General features: G+C 73.9%; 16 protein-coding genes. 8 read left to right on the top strand and 8 right to left on the bottom strand.

Going from position 1 to position 17,986, the window contains the following annotated elements:
* Positions 1-43: 43 nt before the first annotated feature.
* Both AB0R04_RS07465 and cobC read left to right on the top strand, forming a co-directional pair.
* A complete protein-coding gene (locus tag AB0R04_RS07465; protein WP_363369019.1) occupies positions 44-1,432 on the top strand; it encodes a cobalamin biosynthesis protein in 1,389 nt (462 codons plus the stop codon).
* Positions 1,429-2,505, top strand: coding sequence for an Rv2231c family pyridoxal phosphate-dependent protein CobC (gene cobC, locus AB0R04_RS07460; RefSeq protein WP_363369017.1), 1,077 nt, complete (start codon positions 1,429-1,431; stop codon positions 2,503-2,505). The genes AB0R04_RS07465 and cobC overlap by 4 nt, the downstream gene beginning before the upstream one ends.
* On the opposite strand, the gene AB0R04_RS07455 is transcribed toward cobC, so the two are convergent.
* The 7 genes from AB0R04_RS07455 to AB0R04_RS07425 all read right to left on the bottom strand — a co-directional run bounded on the left by AB0R04_RS07455 (position 2,492) and on the right by AB0R04_RS07425 (position 9,538).
* The gene (locus AB0R04_RS07455) at positions 2,492-3,283 is read right to left on the bottom strand and encodes an MOSC N-terminal beta barrel domain-containing protein (protein WP_363369016.1); all 792 of its coding nucleotides are present in this window, start codon (positions 3,281-3,283) and stop codon (positions 2,492-2,494) included. The two genes, cobC and AB0R04_RS07455, sit on opposite strands and share 14 nt — an antisense overlap.
* Positions 3,280-3,810 carry a hypothetical protein gene (locus AB0R04_RS07450; RefSeq protein ID WP_363369014.1) on the bottom strand — a complete coding sequence of 177 codons (531 nt, stop codon included), beginning with the start codon at positions 3,808-3,810 and terminating at the stop codon, positions 3,280-3,282. The genes AB0R04_RS07455 and AB0R04_RS07450 overlap by 4 nt, the downstream gene beginning before the upstream one ends.
* Positions 3,811-3,859: 49 nt before the next feature.
* Entirely contained in the window at positions 3,860-4,957 is a 1,098-nt protein-coding gene (locus AB0R04_RS07445) for an LLM class flavin-dependent oxidoreductase (RefSeq protein ID WP_363369012.1), read from the bottom strand.
* A 217-nt stretch (positions 4,958-5,174) separates the two neighbouring features.
* Positions 5,175-6,197 (bottom strand): glutamine synthetase, encoded by a 1,023-nt coding sequence (gene glnII, locus AB0R04_RS07440; RefSeq protein ID WP_063349568.1) that lies wholly within the window; start codon positions 6,195-6,197, stop codon positions 5,175-5,177.
* 168 nt (positions 6,198-6,365) lie between these two features.
* Complete coding sequence (locus tag AB0R04_RS07435) at positions 6,366-7,478, bottom strand: SCO1860 family LAETG-anchored protein (RefSeq protein ID WP_363369009.1); 1,113 nt, start codon at positions 7,476-7,478, stop codon at positions 6,366-6,368.
* A gap of 184 nt (positions 7,479-7,662) precedes the next feature.
* Complete coding sequence (locus tag AB0R04_RS07430; RefSeq protein ID WP_363369007.1) at positions 7,663-8,340, bottom strand: uracil-DNA glycosylase; 678 nt, start codon at positions 8,338-8,340, stop codon at positions 7,663-7,665.
* A 106-nt stretch (positions 8,341-8,446) separates the two neighbouring features.
* Complete coding sequence (locus tag AB0R04_RS07425; protein ID WP_363369005.1) at positions 8,447-9,538, bottom strand: amidohydrolase family protein; 1,092 nt, start codon at positions 9,536-9,538, stop codon at positions 8,447-8,449.
* 97 nt (positions 9,539-9,635) lie between these two features.
* On the opposite strand from AB0R04_RS07425, the gene AB0R04_RS07420 reads away from it, so the two are divergent.
* Both AB0R04_RS07420 and AB0R04_RS07415 read left to right on the top strand, forming a co-directional pair.
* A complete protein-coding gene (locus AB0R04_RS07420; RefSeq protein WP_363369003.1) occupies positions 9,636-10,721 on the top strand; it encodes an aminotransferase class V-fold PLP-dependent enzyme in 1,086 nt (361 codons plus the stop codon).
* Between the two features lie 253 nt (positions 10,722-10,974).
* Positions 10,975-12,555, top strand: coding sequence for a TauD/TfdA family dioxygenase (locus tag AB0R04_RS07415; protein ID WP_363369001.1), 1,581 nt, complete (start codon positions 10,975-10,977; stop codon positions 12,553-12,555).
* 36 nt (positions 12,556-12,591) lie between these two features.
* Here the strand turns inward: AB0R04_RS07415 and AB0R04_RS07410 are convergent, their stop codons facing one another.
* A complete protein-coding gene (locus tag AB0R04_RS07410) occupies positions 12,592-13,371 on the bottom strand; it encodes a GntR family transcriptional regulator (RefSeq protein WP_363368999.1) in 780 nt (259 codons plus the stop codon).
* Positions 13,372-13,740: 369 nt separating this feature from the next.
* On the opposite strand from AB0R04_RS07410, the gene AB0R04_RS07405 reads away from it, so the two are divergent.
* The 4 genes from AB0R04_RS07405 to AB0R04_RS07390 all read left to right on the top strand — a co-directional run bounded on the left by AB0R04_RS07405 (position 13,741) and on the right by AB0R04_RS07390 (position 17,946).
* Complete coding sequence (locus AB0R04_RS07405; protein ID WP_363368997.1) at positions 13,741-14,907, top strand: ABC transporter substrate-binding protein; 1,167 nt, start codon at positions 13,741-13,743, stop codon at positions 14,905-14,907.
* Positions 14,908-14,914: 7 nt separating this feature from the next.
* On the top strand, positions 14,915-15,973 hold the full coding sequence (locus AB0R04_RS07400) for an ABC transporter permease subunit (RefSeq protein ID WP_363368995.1): 1,059 nt from the start codon (positions 14,915-14,917) through the stop codon (positions 15,971-15,973).
* A complete protein-coding gene (locus AB0R04_RS07395; protein ID WP_107452935.1) occupies positions 15,961-16,782 on the top strand; it encodes an ABC transporter permease subunit in 822 nt (273 codons plus the stop codon). Before AB0R04_RS07400 ends, AB0R04_RS07395 begins: the two co-directional genes overlap by 13 nt.
* Before the next feature lie 78 nt (positions 16,783-16,860).
* Complete coding sequence (locus tag AB0R04_RS07390) at positions 16,861-17,946, top strand: ABC transporter ATP-binding protein (protein WP_363368993.1); 1,086 nt, start codon at positions 16,861-16,863, stop codon at positions 17,944-17,946.
* The last annotated feature ends 40 nt before the right edge of the window (positions 17,947-17,986 follow it).

Below are 17,986 nucleotides of genomic sequence, written 5' to 3'. Positions count from 1 at the left end.
CCCGTGTGCGGGGATCACGGGGCTTTGGGTGAAGGAGCGGGACGTGATCGGACTGGTCGCCCTCAACGGGACGGGCCGCCTGCTGGCCGACGAGATCCACGCCGCCTGGCCGGAGACCACCCGCATCCACACCGCGGTGGCCAGTGCCTGCTTCGGTCCGACCGAGGCCCTGGACTACGCCCTCGGCCGCAACGACCTGGTGGTCTGCCTCGCGCCGGTCGCGGCCACCGCGCAACTGCTGATCGACGGCTCGCACCTGCGCCCGGGCGGGCCCGGCCTGGTCAGCCTGGACCTGAACCTGCGCTACGCCGTCCCGCTGACCGGCCGCGACAGCGGCGCCGACGAACTGGCCGAGGAACTCGCCGCCCTGCTCGGCGTCCGGGCCGTCCTGACCGGCAGCCCTCCCCCGGCCGCCGCCCGGCCCTTCGCGCACTTGGTCGGTCACGCGTCGACGTACACCCGCGGGCCGCGAGGCTCGGCGGCCTCGCGGGCGCTCGCCGAGGGCCGGCCGGTCCGGCTGGAGAGCGACCTGGCGTACCCGCTGCCCGCCCTGCCGCCCTCCGCCCGTACCGACGCGCCCGCCGACGCCCCCGTCCTGCGGGTCACCGACCGCACCCACCCCGACGAGGACGTGCTCCTCGTGCACCCGCGCACCCTGGTCGTCGGGGTCGGCGCGGGCGGCGGCGCCACGGACTCCGAGCTGATGCGGCTGATCACGGACACCCTGGCCGAACACGGCCTGGCCCGCGCCTCGATCGCCCGGCTGGCGACGGTGGCCGGCAAGGCGGACCACCCGGAGGTGCGCTGGGCCGCGTTCTGCCTCGGCGGGGTGCCGGTGGACGAGCACCCGGCGGCGGCCCTGGCCGCGGTGGCCGTGCCGAACCCGTCGGACCTGGTCGGCGCCGCTGTCGGCACCGCGAGCGTCGCCGAGGCGGCCGCCCTGGCGAGCGCCCCGGGCGGCGAGCTCGTCGCCACCAAACGGAAGTCCGCCGCGGCGACGGTTGCGATCGCCCGGGCGGCGGTCCGCGGACGCCTCGCCGTCGTCGGACTCGGACCGGGCGCGCACGACCTGCTGGTCCCGCGCGCGCTGGCGGAACTGCGGCGCGCGTCGGCGGTCGTGGGCGCGCCGGGCGCGGTCGAGGCGGTCGCCGAGCTGCTGCGGCCCGGGACCAGGCGGATCGCGACGGACGACGGCGACGGAGCGGCCACCGGCGCGGCCGTCGACCTGGCCGTCGACATGGCTGTTGACATGGCTGTCGACCTGGCTGTCGACCTGGCCGCGCACGGGCACGCCGTCGCGCTGGTCGCCCTCGGCGACGGCGCGGCGCTGCGCGTGCCGCCGGGCCCATACGACGTCCACCGCGTCCCGGGGCTGCCCCTCCAGCCGCTCGCCCCCGATGCACCCGCCCACCCGCAAGGAGACCCCGCGTGACCGCCCCCGAACCCGACCTGCGCCACCACGGCGACGCCGAGGTGCGCGCCGACGGGTCCGGCCTGGTCGACCTCGCCGTCAACGTCCGCACCGGCACACCCCCGGCCTGGCTGCGCGACCGGCTCGCGGCCACCCTCGGCGACCTCGCCGCCTACCCCGACCAGGGCGCCGCCCGCGCGGCGGTGGCCGCCCGGCACCGGCGGCCCGCCGACGAGGTGCTGCTCACCTCGGGGGCGGCGGAGGCCTTCGTCCTGCTGGCACGTGTCCTGACGGCACGTCATATCGTCGTGGTTCACCCGCAGTTCACCGAACCCGAGGCGGCGCTGCGGGACGCCGGGCACCAGGTGCACCGGGTACTGCTGTCCCCCGAGGACGGGTTCCGGCTGGGGGCCGTCCCGGAGGAGGCCGACCTGGTCGTCCTCGGCAACCCCACCAACCCGACCTCCGTCCTGCACCCCGCCGACGCCGTCGCCGCACTCGCCCGCCCCGGACGCACCCTGGTGGTCGACGAGGCGTTCATGGACACCGTTCCCGGCGAACGCGAGTCCCTCGCCCCGGCCCGGGACCTGCCCGGCCAGGTCGTCGTCCTGCGCAGCCTCACCAAGACCTGGGGCCTGGCCGGACTGCGGATCGGCTACGTCCTCGGGCCCGCACCGCTGATCGCCGCGCTCGGCGCCGCCCAACCGCTCTGGCCGGTCTCCACCCCCGCGCTGGCCGCCGCCGAGGCGTGCAGCGGCCCGGCCGCGCTGGCCGAGGCGGAGGAGGCCGCCGCCGAACTGGCCCTGTGGCGGACGTACTTGCTGAAGGGCTTGGCCGCCTTCCCGACTCTTCGGGTGTACGGCGAGCCGGCCGCGTCCTTCGTCCTGGTACGGCTGCCGGACGCGGCGGCCGTCCGGGAGCGGCTTCGCGGGCGCGGCTTCGCCGTCCGGCGCGGGGACACCTTCCCGGGGCTGGGCGAGGAGTGGCTGCGGATCGCCGTCCGGGACGAGGCCACCACCGACCGCTTCCTGGACGCCCTCGCCGCCGTCCTCACCCCACCGCCTCCTCCCCTGCCCCGCCTCAGTCCAGCCTGATCGCATCCCCCACCGCGACCCGGCCGGGCACCAGCACCTGCGCGTACACCCCCGCACAGGGCAGCGCGGGCATGCCCTCCAGCGGGACCAGGCGGTTCCGCTCGGCCGGGACGCGCAGGGCGGACGTGCTCCGGGGCAGCGGGCCGTGCCGCAGGGTCGGGACGGCACAGCGCGGCGTGGGCACCACGATGCGCAGCCGCAGCACCGGCCCGATCGCCAACTCCCGCCCCACCCACGCGTTCTCGACGTACCCCTCACCCTCGGTGCGGATCACCAGGTTCGGGCGGTAGCGCTCCGCCTCGGCGCCGGTCGCGGCCAGCGTCGAGGTGGTGACCAGATGCAGCGGGGCGAAGTCGAAGAAGCCGCCGTCCGGCGCGGCCCGGCCCAACTCGTTGACGGTGACGTCGACTTCGGCCTCGATGCCGTGCGCCAGCACCTCCTCCGGCACGGCCCGCTCGATCGTCGCCCCGGGCGGGCGCTCGGCGATCAGGGCGACCTTGCGGCCGAGCGCCGCCGACAGCTCCTCCTCGTCCACGCACCGCCCGTCCGGGCCGGTGATCACCACGCCGCCCGCCGTGGTCGCCGCCGTGTAACCGAGCAGGCCCGCCCACAGCCGCGGGTTCTTGGCGCTGGCGACCTTCCCGGTGTCGAGGTCGAGCAGGGCGCGGCCGCGGTCCCGCTCCAGGCCGCGCCCGTCCACCCCGACCGCCGCCAGTTCCTCCCCCAGCAGCGACTTCACCGGGTAGCGCCGCAGCCGTTCGACCGTCCCGATCCTCATGCCGCGACCGCCCATTCGCGCAGGGCCACGAAGTCGGCGGCCAGCAGGCCGATTCGGGGGTTGACGTGGAACGTGAGTGCCGGGGCGGGGTGGTGGGCGGCTATCCAGGCGGTGTCCTGCGGGCCGAGTTCGTCGTCCACCCAGACGAACGGGCGGCCGTCCGCCCAGGCGACCACGTCCCGGGTCTTCCAGTGCAGGCCGTCCGGGTCCTCCCCGAACAGGTCCGTCCACTGGATGTAGGGGAGTTCGGGCAGGCCGAGGTTCGGGCCGATGTGGGTGTTCGCCTCGCCCATCCAGCCGGTGGCCCACACCAGTTCGTAGGGCAGGCCGAGCAGTTCCGGCCCGTACGCCGGGTTCAGCCACACCCGCAGCGGCTTCGCCCGCGCGCCGGAGTAGCGCGCCTGCCGGTCCGCCCACCAGGTCGGGAGCAGGCGGTGGGTGTCGTACCCCTCCGGCCGCCGGGTCTTCGGCGCGGCGTAGGGGTTGAGCGGTCCGTCCACGTCGAGGAGGAGCAGGGGCAGCGTCATGCCGTGAATTCTCCGGCGGCCCCGGCGGATTGACCAGCGGTTTGCGGGTTCACGGCCGGTGCCACAGGTTGCGGGCGGCCAGCAGCGGCAGCACGCCCTCGCCGAACCAGTACGCCTCCTCCAGGTGCGGCATGCCCGACAGCACGAACTCGTCGATCCCCAGCTCGTGGTACTCGGTGATCAGGTCCGCGACCTCCCGGTGGCTGCCCACCAGGGCCGTCCCGGCGCCGCCGCGCAGCAGGCCGATCCCGGCCCACAGCCCCGGGTACACCTCCAGCCGCTCGGCCGAGCCGCCGTGCAGCGCGAGCATCCGCCGCTGGCCCTCCGACTCGCTCTCGGCGAGCGCCCGCTGGGTCCGGCGCACGCGCCCCGGGTCCATTCCGGCGAGCAGCCGCTCGGTCTCCGCCCAGGCCTGCGCGGCGGTGTCCCGGGTGATCACGTGCAGCCGGATCCCGAACCGCACCACCCGCCCGCGGGCGGCGGCGAGTTCGCGGATCCAGCGGACCTTCTCCCGTACCTGGGCGGGCGGTTCGCCCCAGGTCAGGTAGACGTCCGCGGACTGCGCCGCGACCTCGCCGGCCGCCGGGGACGAGCCGCCGAAGTACACCGTCGGCGCCGGCTCCGGCAGCCGGTTCAGCCGGGCCCGCTCGACCCGCAGATGGGGCCCGTGGTGGTCGACCGTCTCGCCCGCCCACAGCCGCCGGACGATGTCCAGGAACTCCCCGGTCCGCGCGTACCGGGCGTCCTTGTCCAGGAAGTCCCCGTAGGCGCGCTGCTCGGCGGACTCCCCGCCGGTCACCACGTTCAGCAGCAGCCGCCCGCCGGACTGCCGTTGGTACGTCGCGGCCATCTGCGCGGCCAGCGTCGGGCTGATCTGTCCGGGCCGGAACGCCACCAGGTACTTCAGCCGCTCCGTCACCTGCGTCAGCATCGCCGTCGTCAGCCAGGCGTCCTCGCACCACGCGCCGGTCGGCGTCAGCACCCCCTCGAACCCCAACTGCTCGGCGCTGCGGGCGACCTGCCCCAGGTACCCCAGGCTCGGCGGCCGGTCCGCCCCCGCCACCCCCGGCGTGGACCCGTGCCCACCCCCGACGATCTGCCGGCTGTCACCGTTGGTGGGAAGGAACCAGTGGAACACGAGCGACATGAACGGACACACTCCTACGCCGGGTTGCCTGCGGGATGAGGACGGAGACACTCACCGGCGACACGCGGCCGCGCACACCCGCACCAGGTCCACGTGCAGACGTCGCACGAGGACACGGCGGGCGGAAGCGGTCATGCGAGCGATTATGCCCGACGACGACGGCCGCTGGCCCTCCCTTGTACGGGAGGACCGGCGGCCGGTGCGCAGCGGGGGCGGATCAGACCTGGCCGGCCTTCTCCAGGGCCTCGCAGCAGGTGTTGATCATGAGGCGGGTGACGACGTAGGGGTCGATGTTGGCGTTCGGGCGACGGTCCTCGATGTAGCCCTTCTGCTCCACCTCGACCTGCCACGGGATGCGGACCGAGGCGCCGCGGTTGGAGACGCCGTAGCTGTAGACGTTCCACGGGGCGGTCTCGTGCTTGCCGGTCAGGCGGGACTGGATGTCGTCGCCGTACTGGCTGACGTGCTCCAGCACCTTGTCCTGGGAGGCGCCGAGGGACTCGCAGGCGGTGATGATGGCGTCGTAGCCCTCGCGCATCGCCTTGGTGGAGAAGTTGGTGTGCGCGCCCGCGCCGTTCCAGTCGCCCCTGACCGGCTTGGCGTCCAGGGTGGCGTCGATGCCGAACTCCTCGGCGGTGCGGTACAGCAGGTAGCGGGCGATCCACAGGTCGTCCGAGACGGTCAGCGAGGAGACCGGGCCGATCTGGAACTCCCACTGGCCGGGCATGACCTCGGCGTTGATGCCGCAGATCGCCAGGCCGGCGTCGATGCAGCGGTCCAGGTGCAGCTCGACGATCTCGCGACCGAAGACCTCCTCGGCGCCGATGCCGCAGTAGTAGCCGCCCTGCGGGGCCGGGAAGCCACCCTCCGGGAAGCCGAGCGGGCGGGAGCCCTTGAAGAAGGTGTACTCCTGCTCAATGCCGAAGATCGACTCCTGGGCCGCGTACTTCTCGTCGACCTCGCGCAGCAGGGCGCGGGTGTTGGACGCGTGCGGGGTGCCGTCGGTCTCCAGCACCTCGCACAGGACCAGGATGTTGTCACCGCCGCGGATCGGGTCCGGCACGACCTTCACCGGGTCCAGCACGCGGTCCGAGGCGTGGCCCTCCGCCTGGTTGGTCGAGGAGCCGTCGAAACCCCAGGTCGGGATCTTGTCCGCGTTGGGCAGGACCCGAGTCTTGGAACGGAGCTTCGCGGTCGGCTTGGTGCCGTCGATCCAGATGTACTCGGCCTTGATTGCCACGGCGGTGTACCTCGCATTGCTGGGTGGTGGGTGCCCGCGTAGCGTCGCAAGCCGCCGTTTCCCGGTTGTTCCTCTTGTGTAACGCGGATGTGAACCAACCCTCCGTATTGGCACGGTCACGGTGCGGGAGTGCCAGGGCGGCGCTCCCGCACCGCGAGGGGCCGGGGCTCAGCTCCGGCGGGCGTGCGCGGCCCGGCGGCGCCGGGTGGCCCACAGGGCGCAGGCCCCGCCGGCGACGAGGGCGGCGGCCCCGGCGGCCAGCGGGCCGGTGGCGCTGCTGCCGCCGGTCGCGGCGAGGCCGGCGGCCGGCTTCTCCGACGGCCCGGGCTTCCCGGTGGCGGCCTGCGGGACGACGGCGCGGGCGGTGGTGCTGGTGTCCGCGACCGGCTGGGCGGCGGTGCCGGTCGGCGCGGGCGGCGCCGGGGCCTGGGTCGCCTGGGTCGGGGTCGCGCCGGCAGCCGGCGCGGAGGGCTTCTCGCAGCTCACCGAGGCCACGGTGATCTTGCCGGTGACCTTGGCGACGTTCAGGTTCAGCGGGTTCACCTCCACCTGGACCTCCAGGGCCGAGGCGGCGGCGGTGGTCGAGGTGGTGCTCTTCTTGGAGAGCTCCACCGACACGCTGCCGATCAGCGGCACGTCCACCTTGGTCGGCCCGTACAGGCCGATGGTGACGGGCTTGCCGAGCACCGTCAGCTTGGCGGGCGCGACGACGTCGGCGGTCGGCTGCCCGTCGACGGGACAGGTCGCCTCGGCGCTCATCGCCTCCAGGCCGATCAGCGTGGTGGCGGGCAGGCCGGGGGCGTGCACGTCGGCGTTGACCAGCTTGACGGAGGCGGCGGTGCCCTTGGCGTCGATGCGGGTCACGGCCGTGCCGATGTCGGCCTTGACCAGGATGACCGGGCCCTGCTGGTCGACGCCGTCGACCTTGGCGGTGAGGAGTGAGCCCTCGCGCTGGGCCGGCGTCTCCACCTTGTTGAGCGCGAGGTCCACCGGGACGTCGACCGCCTTGTTCAACAGGCTGACGTCCAGGGCGAGTTCGGCGGTGACGGCGCGCGCCTTGCCGGGCGAGGCGGCGGACGACGGAGAGGACGACGCAGCGCCCGCCGGGGTGGCCGCCGACGCGGCCGGGGCCGCGTACGCGGGCGGGACGGTGAGCAGCGTGCAGGCCGCGACCACGGCGGCGGCGGAAGCGGCTCGGCGGACGGAACGAGCCGAACGGGTGGAGCTGGTGGGACGGGTGGAGCTGGTGGAACGGGTGGAGCTGGTGGAACGAGAAGACATGGCGGTACCCCCACAGGTGCTGTTGATCCGGAGCGCGCCCAGACGTCACCCGCGACAGGCGGGGAGGGGCCGGCGTTCCGAACGGTGAGCCGCCAGTCTTCTCGAACAGTCCGTCACAGGAGCCACACAGAACGTCATTTCACTCGTTGGAGTGAGATTGACGTCTGCCGCTGACTCCGGTCTGCTACGGCAGTCGCCAGTCCACCGGCTGCGCCCCCTGCCGCGCCAGCAGCTCGTTCGCCCGGCTGAACGGCCGCGAGCCGAAGAAGCCGCCGCTCGCCGAGTACGGGCTCGGGTGCGCCGACTCGATCGCCGGGACCTCCCCGAGCAGCGGCCGCAGGTTGCGGGCGTCGCGCCCCCACAGGATCGCCACCAGCGGGCCGCCCCGCGCCACCAGCGCCCGGATCGCCTGCTCGGTGACCTCCTCCCAGCCCTTGCCCCGGTGCGCGGCGGGCTTGCGCGGCGCGGTGGTCAGCGCGCGGTTGAGCAGCAGGACGCCCTGCTGCGTCCACGGGGTGAGGTCGCCGTTGGACGGCTGGGGCAGGCCGAGGTCGCTGCCGTACTCCTGGAAGATGTTGATCAGGCTGGCCGGGATCGGCCGGGTCTCCGGCGCCACCGAGAAGCTGAGCCCGACGGCGTGGCCCGGGGTCGGGTACGGGTCCTGTCCGACGATCAGCACCCGCACGTCGGCGAAGGGCTGCTGGAAGGCCCGCAGCACGTTCGGCCCGGACGGCAGGTAGGTGCGGCCGGCGGCCAGTTCGGCGCGCAGGAAGTCGCCCATGGCGGCGACCTGCCCGCCGACGGGCTCCAGGGCGGTGGCCCAACCGGGCTCGACGATCTCGTTCAGTGGACGCGGTGCCATGGTGGCCACCCTATCGGCCTACACCGACAGCGCGTTCAGCGGATGATCATGCATGCGAACCCGGGACCGCCCGGCCCACCAGCCACGCACCCCGCCAACCACCCGCTCACCCCACCGGCCGGCCGCGCAGCACCACCAGCCGCGGGTCGGCGAGCACCCGGACGTCCGCCCGCGGGTCCTCCCCGTACACCACGAAGTCGGCCGACTCCCCCTCCTCCAGCCCCGGCCGCCCCAGCCACTCCCGCGCACCCCAGCTGGCCGCCGACAGCGCCTGCGCCGGGCTCAGCCCCGCCTTCACCAGCTCCGCCACCTCCTCCGCGACCAGCCCGTGCGCCAGCGAGCCGCCCGCGTCCGTGCCGACGAACACCGGGATGCCGGCGTCGTGCGCGGCGCCGACGGTGGCGTAGCGGCGCTCGTGCAGCCGCCGCATGTGGGCCGCCCAGGCCGGGAACCTGCCCTCGCCGCCGGCCGCCAGGCCTGGGAAGGTGGCGATGTTGACCAGCGTCGGGACGATCGCCACGCCGCGCTCGGCGAAGGCCGGGATCAGCTCCTCGGTCAGCCCGGTGGCGTGCTCGACGCAGTCGATGCCGGCCGCCAGCAGGTCCGGCAGCGACTCGGCGGCGAAGCAGTGCGCGGTGACCCGCGCGCCTTCCTCGTGCGCCGCCGCGATCGCCTCGGCCAGCGCGTCGCCGGGCCAGCAGGCGGCGAGGTCGCCGCGCTCGCGGTCGATCCAGTCGCCGACCAGCTTCACCCAGCCGTCGCCGCGCCGGGCCTCCGCACGGACGTACGCGGCGAGGTCGCCGGGCTCGATCTCGTGCGCGTAGTTGCGGATGTAGCGGCGGGTGCGGGCGATGTGCCGCCCGGCGCGGATGATCCGGGGCAGGTCCTCGCGCTCGTCGATCCACCGGGTGTCGGCGGCCGAGCCGGCGTCGCGGATCAGCAGGGTGCCGGCGTCACGGTCGGTGAGCGCCTGCTTCTCGCTGGTCTCCGCGTCGACGGCGCCGTGCGCGTCCAGGCCGACGTGGCAGTGCGCGTCCACCAGACCGGGCAGCACCCAGCCGGTCACCGTCCGGACGTCCTCGGCGCCGGGCGGGCGGGTGAAGCTCACCCGGCCGTCCACGACCCAGAGTTCGTCCCGGACGTCCTCCGGACCGACCAGCACCCGACCCCGGACGTGCAGCACCGCGCCATCGCTCATGGCCCGCACTCTACCGACGGGCGTGTTCCCTGTAAGCAGCAAGAATGCGGCAGACTCGTGCCGACACCCACCACCTCATGCCCGAAAGGCCGCTACCGTGAGCCCCTTCCTCGACCTCCCCCCGCTCAGCGCCGCCGAGTTCGCGGCGATCGAGGACCAGGTGGCCGCACTGCTGCACACCACCGCGGACGTCATCGTCACCCAGGGTGAGGCGCTGCTGCCGCTGGAGGCCGCGATCCGCGGCGCCGCGCACCCCGGCTCCACCGCGCTCAACATCGTCACCGGCCCGTACGGGCAGACCTTCGGCAACTGGCTGCGCTCCTGCGGGGTCGAGGTCGTGGACCTGGCCGTCCCCTTCGACAGCGCGGTCAGCGCGCAGCAGGTCGCCGACGCCCTCGCCGCCCACCCGGCCGTCGACTTCGTCTCCCTCGTCCACGCCGAGGCCGCCACCGGCAACACCAACCCCGTCGCCGGGATCGCCGCCGCCGTCCGCGAGCACGGCGCCCTGCTGATGCTCGACGCGGTCGCCTCCGTCGCCGCCGAGCCGCTGCTCACCGACGAGTGGGGCGTCGACCTGTGCGTCATCGGCGGCCAGAAGGCCATGGGCGGCCCCGCCGGGGTCTCCGCCGTCTCCGTCTCCCAGCGCGCCTGGGAGCGGATCGCCGCCAACCCGGCCGCCCCGCGCCGCTCCTACCTGTCCCTGCTCGACTGGAAGGAGCGCTGGACGGACGCCGGGCGCACCGTGCTCCCGCACGCCCCCGCCCAGTTGGAGATGCTGGCCCTCGGCGCCTGCCTCGACCGGATCGCCGCCGACGGCCTGCCCGCCGTCATCGCCCGCCACCGCGCCGCCTCCGCCGCCACCCGCGCGGGCGCCCGCGCGCTCGGCACCCTCGCCCCGTTCGTCGCCGAGGACGCCCACGCGGCCCCCGTCGCCACCACCCTGCGCACCCCGGCCGGCGTGCACGCGGCCGAGCTCGCCGCCCGCCTCGACCCCGCCCTCCCCGTCCAGCCCGGCGGCGGCCCCCTCGCCGCCTCGATGCTCCGCGTCAACCACTACGGCCCCGCCGCCGCCCTGCCCACCGTCCGCGCCTGCCTCACCGCCCTCGCCACCGCGACGGACGCGGACCCGGCCCCGGCCCTGGCCGCCGCGGAGGCGGCCTGGACGGCAGCCGTCCAGGGCTGACACCACGGCGCCGTCGAGGCCCGATCACGCGGAGCGGCCCCTGGGACACCCGGTCCCGGGGGCCGCTTCGTCCCTCCCCCCGGCAGGGCCGAGCCGCACGCGGCGCGGCGGGTTTCGGCCATCGGCTCCCGGCACAGTTCCCGCAGCGTTCATCTGCGCGGCACGCCGATCTCACCGGGGGCAGGCAGGCTCCGGCCAGGGGTGAAGTTGGCTATACAACTTCACCCGGGACGCCGCCGAGGAGGAGACCACCGTGACCGAGCTGCCGCCGTACTGGCTGCGCGACAACTGCCCCTGCGCCGAGTGCCGGGACCCCAGGAACGGACAGAAGCTGTTCCAGATCGACGACCTGCCGCAGGACCTGGCGGTCGCCGCGAGCACGGAGACCGACGGGGGCCTGGAGGTGCTCTGGTCGGACGGGCACCGCTCGCGGTACCCGCTGGACTGGCTCGGCGCCGAGCGGGACGGCGACGGGCGGACGGAGGAGGGCAAGCGGCTCTGGGTGGCGGCGGACTTCGCGCACGGGATCCCCGAGGCGCGGTGGGAGGCGTACCTGGCCGACCCCGCCGAGCAGGCCGCCGTCCTCACCGCCGTACGCAGCAGCGGCTTCGCGGTGCTGCGCGGGGTGCCGGCGGTGGAGCGGCAGGTCCTCGCGGTGGCCGAGAGCTTCGGCTACGTCCGGGTCACCAACTACGGGGAGCTGTTCGACGTCCGGGTCGAGCCGGATCCGAACAACCTGGCGTTCACCAGCGTCGCGATCGCGCCGCACACCGACAACCCGTACCGGGACCCAGTGCCGACGCTCCAGCTCCTGCACTGCCTGGAGAACTCCGCGACCGGCGGCGACTCCGGCCTGGTGGACGGGTTCCGGGCGGCGGCGCTCCTCCGGGAGGAGGCGCCGGCGGACTTCGAGACGCTCACCCGCACGCCCGTCCCGTTCGTCTTCCGCGACCGCCGCACCGAACTGCGCGCCGACCGCCCGCTGATCGAGGTGGACGCCCTGGGCCGGATCCGCGAGGTGCGGTTCAACAACCGCTCGATCGGCACCCTGCGCGGAAGCTCCGCCGAACTGACGGCCTTCTACGCCGCGTACCGCCGCTTCGCCGCGATCACCCTGCGCCCCGAGCTCCAGCTCGCCTTCCGCCTCGACCGCGGCGACTGCCTGGTCTTCGACAACACCCGGCTGCTGCACGCCCGGACGGCCTTCCAGCAGGACGGCCACCGCCACCTCCAGGGCTGCTACGCCGACCTGGACACCCTGGGCAGCACCCTCGCCGTCCTGCACCGGCGCGCCGCCGCGCTGGACGCGATCGCCGGGCTGTTCGCGGGCGAGGGCGCCGGGGAGTACCTGGGCGAGGAGGTCACCATGGCCGAGCACATGCTCCAGGCCGCCGCTGCCGCCGAGGCGGCCGGGGCGCCGGACCACCTCGTCGCCGCCGCACTGCTGCACGACGTCGGCCACTTCCAGGGGGCTTTGCACGGACGCGACTTGATGGAAGGTCAGGACAACCGGCACAGCGACACCGGCGCCGACTGGCTGGCGCGGCGGTTCGGCCCGGAGGTGACCGAGCCGGTCCGGCTGCACGTCGCCGCCAAGCGCTACCTGTGCGCGGTGGAACCGGACTACCGGCAGCGGCTGTCCGAGGCCTCGGAGTACACCCTCACCGTCCAGGGCGGCCCGATGGACGAGCGGCAGGCCGCCGCGTTCGCCGAACTCCCGGGCGCCGCCGACGCGGTGGCCGTCCGCCGCTGGGACGAGCAGGCGAAGGCGGCCGGGGCGCCGACACCGGGATTCGCGCACTACCGCCCGCTGCTCGCCGCGCTCATGCGCTGATGGCGCCGGCCGGCACGCCCGGGAAGAGGGCCAGGCTCAGTCACCCTCCCGGGCGTGCCGCGAAAGCGCCGACGCGGCCAGCGAGTTGTGGATGCTGAACGCCACCGTCCCGGGCAGGTAACGGTCCTGGGACCACTCCACCGGAGTGCCGGTCGGGTCCGTCGTGCGCCGCCGTTCGCGCAGCAGCGGGCCGCCGCGGCGGCAGCCGAGGAGCCGGGCGTCCTCGGCGTTGGCGGCCACGATGTCGATGGTGTGGTCGGCGTCGGTGAACAGGATGCCGTGCTCGCGCAGGACTTCGGTGTGCGAGACGACGTCCGCCGGCAGCTCGGCGACGATCTCGCCGACCCGCGGCGGGTAGATGGTCCGCTCGACCATCACGGGCGCGCCGGAGAGGGTGCGCAGCCGGACGGTCACGTACACCTCGGCGCCCGGCTCCAGGCGCAGTTGCTCGCGTTCGGCGGTGTCGGCGGGGCGGCGGACCAGCGAGTCCAGGATGCCGCCGGGCTCCTCGCCCATCGAGTACGCCCAGTGCGTGAAGCTGAGCAGTTCGGAGAAGCTCTGCACCCGGGCGCCCCCGAGCACGACGCGCCGGGTGCCGCGGCGGGAGGTGACCAGCCCGTCGGAGCGCAGGACGGCGAGCGCCTGGCGGACGGTGCCGCGGGAGACGCCGTACTGCTCGGCGAGCGCGCCCTCGGCGGGCAGCCTCCCGGCCTCGCCGTACGCGCCGGTGGTGATGGCCTCGCGCAGGTCGGCGGCGACCTTCCGGTACAGGGCGCCGGGAGCGCGCTCGGCGGGGCGCCCGGGCTCAAGTGCCACGTCAGTCAATGTCCCTCCTGGGGCGGTGTCCTGCGCAGCCGTACCGGCACGGACAGCCCGACCTTATCCCGCTGCGCCTTTGAAGCATCGCACCGAACGGATCACGCTCCGATGGCCGGATTCGACCGTTCCCGCAGCCGACCCCGGTTCTGGGCCGTCCGTTCACCTTCCCGTCATCGGACTCCGGCGTACTTACGTCCGTCAGCGAAGTTGGCTAGTCAACTCGGACGGCCTCGAACGGCTCCGGGCGGCTCCGAACGGCACCGGGCACCTCAGAACGGCTCCGAACGGCCACTCGCACGATCCCCCGATCAGACAACCCCACCGCAGCTCACCCCCTTGCAGTACACCCGATCAGGAGACTGACCCGTGTCCGTGCACCGCGCCCGTTCCGCCGCCTTCGCAGCGGTCCTGACCGCCGCCGCGCTGTCCCTCACCGCCTGCGGCTCCGCCGGCTCCTCCACCGCGAAGTCCGGCGACGCCGCGGGCGGCAAGAGCGCCAAGACCGCCACCTCGGTCGCCGACTTCGGCGGGATGGACGGCCTGATCGCCGCCGCCAAGAAGGAGGGGAAGCTGCACGCCATCACGCTGCCGCGCGACTGGGCGAACTACGGCAAGCTGATGGACGACTTCAAGGCGAAGTACGGCATCGAGATCGAGGACGAGAACCCCGACGGCGCCAGCCAGGACGAGATCAACGCGATCACCTCCCGCAAGGGCCAGGACCGCGCCCCCGACGTCGTCGACCTCGGCTCGGCCTTCGCGCTCAGCGCCGCCAAGCAGGGCCTGCTGGCCCCGTACAAGGTCACCGACTTCGACAAGATCCCGGCCACCATGAAGAACGCCGACGGCCTGCACTACAACGACTACGGCGGCTACATGTCGATCGCGTGCGACGCCAAGAAGGTGTCCGCCTGCCCGAAGACCTTCGCCGACCTGCTGAAGCCCGAGTACAAGGGCATGGTCGCCCTGAACGGCAACCCGACCAAGGCCGGTGCCGCGTTCGGCGCCGTCTACGCGGCCTCGCTCGCCAACGGCGGCTCGCTGGACAACATCCAGCCCGGCATCGACTTCTTCGCCAAGGTCAAGCAGGCCGGCAACTTCAACCCGGTCGAGGTCACCCCGGCGACCATCGAGAAGGGCGAGACCCCGATCAGCATCGACTGGTCGTACCTGAACGCCGGCTACGCCGACAAGTTCAGGAGCAAGGGCATCGACTGGCAGGTGACCATCCCCTCGGACGGCTCCTACGCGCAGTACTACAACCAGGCGATCAACAAGGACGCGCCGCACCCGGCCGCCGCCCGCCTGTGGGAGGAGTACCTGTACAGCGCCGAGGGCCAGAACGGCTTCCTGGGCGGCTACGCCACCCCGGCCCTGTTCGACGCCATGAAGACGGCCGGCACCCTGGACGCCGCGGGCGCCGCCAAGCTCCCGCCGGTCGAGAAGCCCTTCACCACCTTCCCGACCCAGGAGCAGACGGACACGGCCAAGAAGACCGTGACCGAGAACTGGGCCAAGGCGATCGCGGGCTGACCTGACGATGACCACGGCTCCCACCCCGGTGCCGGCCCCCGCCTCCGCCGCCCAGAGCGGCGGGGGCGCCCCCGGCCCCGCAGCAACCACCCCCGCCACCGCCGACGCCACAACGGCCAAGGCCACCGACACCACCGACACCGCGGACACCACGGCCACCACGGCCAAGAGCACCGAGACCGCCAAGACCGCCAGGGCCCCCCGCCCCGGCAAGCCCCGGGCCGGCCGCGGCCGCGCCTGGCTGGCCGCCCTCCCCCTGCTCCTGTTCTTCCTCGTCGGCTTCGGCCTGCCCGCCGTCGCGATCGCCATCGGCGCGTTCACCACCTCGCCCGACGCCCCCGACGGCGGCGGCACCTTCACCACCGACAACCTCACCGGCTCGCTGCAGGGCGCCTACTGGACCGCCCTGTGGGGCAGCGTCAAGCTCTCCCTGCTGACCGCGCTGATCGCCACCGTGGTCGGCCTGCCGCTGGCCCAGGCCGTGGCCACCTCCCGGTTCCGGGTGTTCCGCGAGGCGGTGCTCTCCGCCTCCGGCGTGCTCGCCAACTTCGGCGGCGTGCCGCTCGCCTTCATGTTCGTCGCCACCCTCGGCAACGCCGGCGAGGTCACCAAGAAGTTCGGCCTCACCAGCCACGGCTGGAACCTCTACACCTTCACCGGCCTCTCCGTGGTCTACCTGTACTTCCTGGTGCCGCTGATGGTCATCACCATCACCCCGGCCCTGGAGGGCCTGCGCACCCAGTGGCGCGAGGCCGCGTACAACAACGGCGCCACCGTCGTGCAGTACTGGCGGCACGTGGCCCTGCCGGTCCTGGTGCCCTCGCTGCTCGGCGGCTTCGTGCTGCTGTTCGGCGCCTCCTTCGCCGCGTACGCCACCGCCGAGGCCATGGTGGGCAGTTCGGTGCCGCTGATCTCGATGCAGATCGGCGACGCGCTGTCCGGCAACGTCCTGGTCGGCCAGGGCAACCTCGCCCTCGCCCTCGGCCTCGACATGATCGTGGTCGCCTGCCTGGTGATGGCCGTGTACCTGCCCCTTCAGCGCCGGAGTGCCAAGTGGCTCGCCTGATCAATCGCATCCGTTTCGGCCGCGGCCTCGTCCTGTTGCTCTGCGGCGTCTACTTCGCCGTACCGCTGGCCTCCTCGGTGATCTTCAGCGTCGACGACAACAAGGGCGGCACCACCTTCCGCGCCTACACCGAGCTGCTGAACGCGCCCGGCTTCCTGGACAGCCTGGTGCTGAGCCTGGAGCTGGCCGGCGTCACGGTGGCGGTGCTGCTGCTCCTGCTCGTCCCGGCGATGCTCGCCGCCCGGCTCGGTGCGCCGAAGCTGCGCCCGGTGATCGAGGTGATGTGCTCGATGCCGCTGGTCGTCCCCGTGGTCGCGCTCACCACCGGCATCATCGGCGTGCTGCGCTGGGGACCGGACTACCTCCAGGACACCCCGCTGTTCCAGACCATCGTGGCCATCCAGGACCCGAAGTTCCCGATCGTCCTGGTCATCGCCTACGTGCTGATGGCACTGCCGTTCGCCTACCGGGCGCTGGACGCCGGGCTGCGCGGCGTGGACGTCGCCACCCTGGTCGAGGCCGCCCGCAACTGCGGGGCCGGCTGGCTGCGCGCGGTGTTCACCGTCGTCCTGCCGAACCTGCGCAGCGCGCTGCTGAACGCGGCCGTCCTCACCGTCGCCCTGGTGCTCGGCGAGTTCACCACCGCCTCCATCCTCGGCTTCGCCCCCTTCTCGGTGTGGATCAACTCCAACGGCAAGAGCGACGGCCAGATGTCCGTCGCCGTCTCGATGCTCAGCCTGCTGATCGTCTGGCTCGTCCTGCTGCTGATGTCCGCCGTCGGCCGCGGCCGCAAGGGCGCGCGGGCCTGAGACACCCCGCCGCGCGGCCGTCCCGCGCCCTGGCCGCACGGTCCTGAACCACCCCACGCTTTCCAGGAGTCACCAGCCATGACCACGGTTTCCGCCCCCGTCGCCGGTGCCGCGCTCGCCCCCGGCGGCGCCACCGTCGAGTTCCGCTCACTGCGCCGCTCGTTCGGCGCCACCACCGCCCTCGACGGCCTGGACCTGACCGTCCACCCGGGCGAACTGCTCGCCCTGCTCGGCCCGTCCGGCTGCGGCAAGACCACCGCGCTGCGCATCCTGGCCGGCTTCGAGCAGCACGACTCCGGCGAGGTCCTGGTCGACGGGCAGGACATCACCGCGATCCCCGCCCACAAGCGCGACGCGGGCATGGTGTTCCAGTCGTACAGCCTCTTCCCGCACCTGAGCGCGCTGGACAACGTCGCCTTCGGGCTGCGGATGCGCGGCGCCGGCAAGGCCGAGCGCCGCAAGCGCGCCCAGGAGCTGCTGGAGCTGGTCGGCCTGCCGCACCGCGCCGAGCACTACCCGCACCAGATGTCCGGCGGCCAGCAGCAGCGCATCGCGCTCGCCCGGGCGCTCGCCCTGCAGCCGCGCGTGCTGCTGCTCGACGAGCCGCTGTCCGCGCTGGACGCCAAGGTCCGCCTCCAGCTGCGCGAGGAGATCCGCCGGCTCCAGCAGGAACTGGGGATCACGACCCTGTTCGTCACCCACGACCAGGAGGAGGCGCTGTCGATGGCCGACCGGGTCGCGGTGCTGCGCGCGGGCCGGCTGGAGCAGTGCGCCACCCCGTCCGAGCTGTACGGCCGCCCGGCCACCGCGTTCGTCGCCGAGTTCGTCGGCACCATGAGCCGCATCCCGTGCACCCGCACGTCCGACGGCGTCGAGGTGCTCGGCCGCCGGCACGCGGTGGACGGCGACCTGCCCGCCGACGGCGAGCTCCAGGTGCTGGTCCGCCCGGAGAACGTCACCCTGACCCCGTCCGAGGCCGGCCCGGCCCTGGTGATCACCGCGTCCTTCCTGGGCGCCGTCACCCGGCTCACCGTCCGCCTCGACGACGGCACCGAGGTCAAGGCCGACCTGCCGACCGAGGCCGCCGCCGCGCTGCCGGCCGGCTCGCGCGCCGAACTCCTGCTGCCGGAGCGTCCGGTGCTGGTGGACCGCCGCACCGTCTGAGAGCCTCGAACCCCATCTGCGTAGCACCATCTGATGAACC

Source organism: Kitasatospora sp. NPDC056731 (assembly GCF_040687675.1).
Taxonomy (GTDB): Bacteria; Actinomycetota; Actinomycetes; order Streptomycetales; family Streptomycetaceae; genus Kitasatospora.
This window is presented reverse-complemented; position numbering and strand designations above follow the sequence as displayed.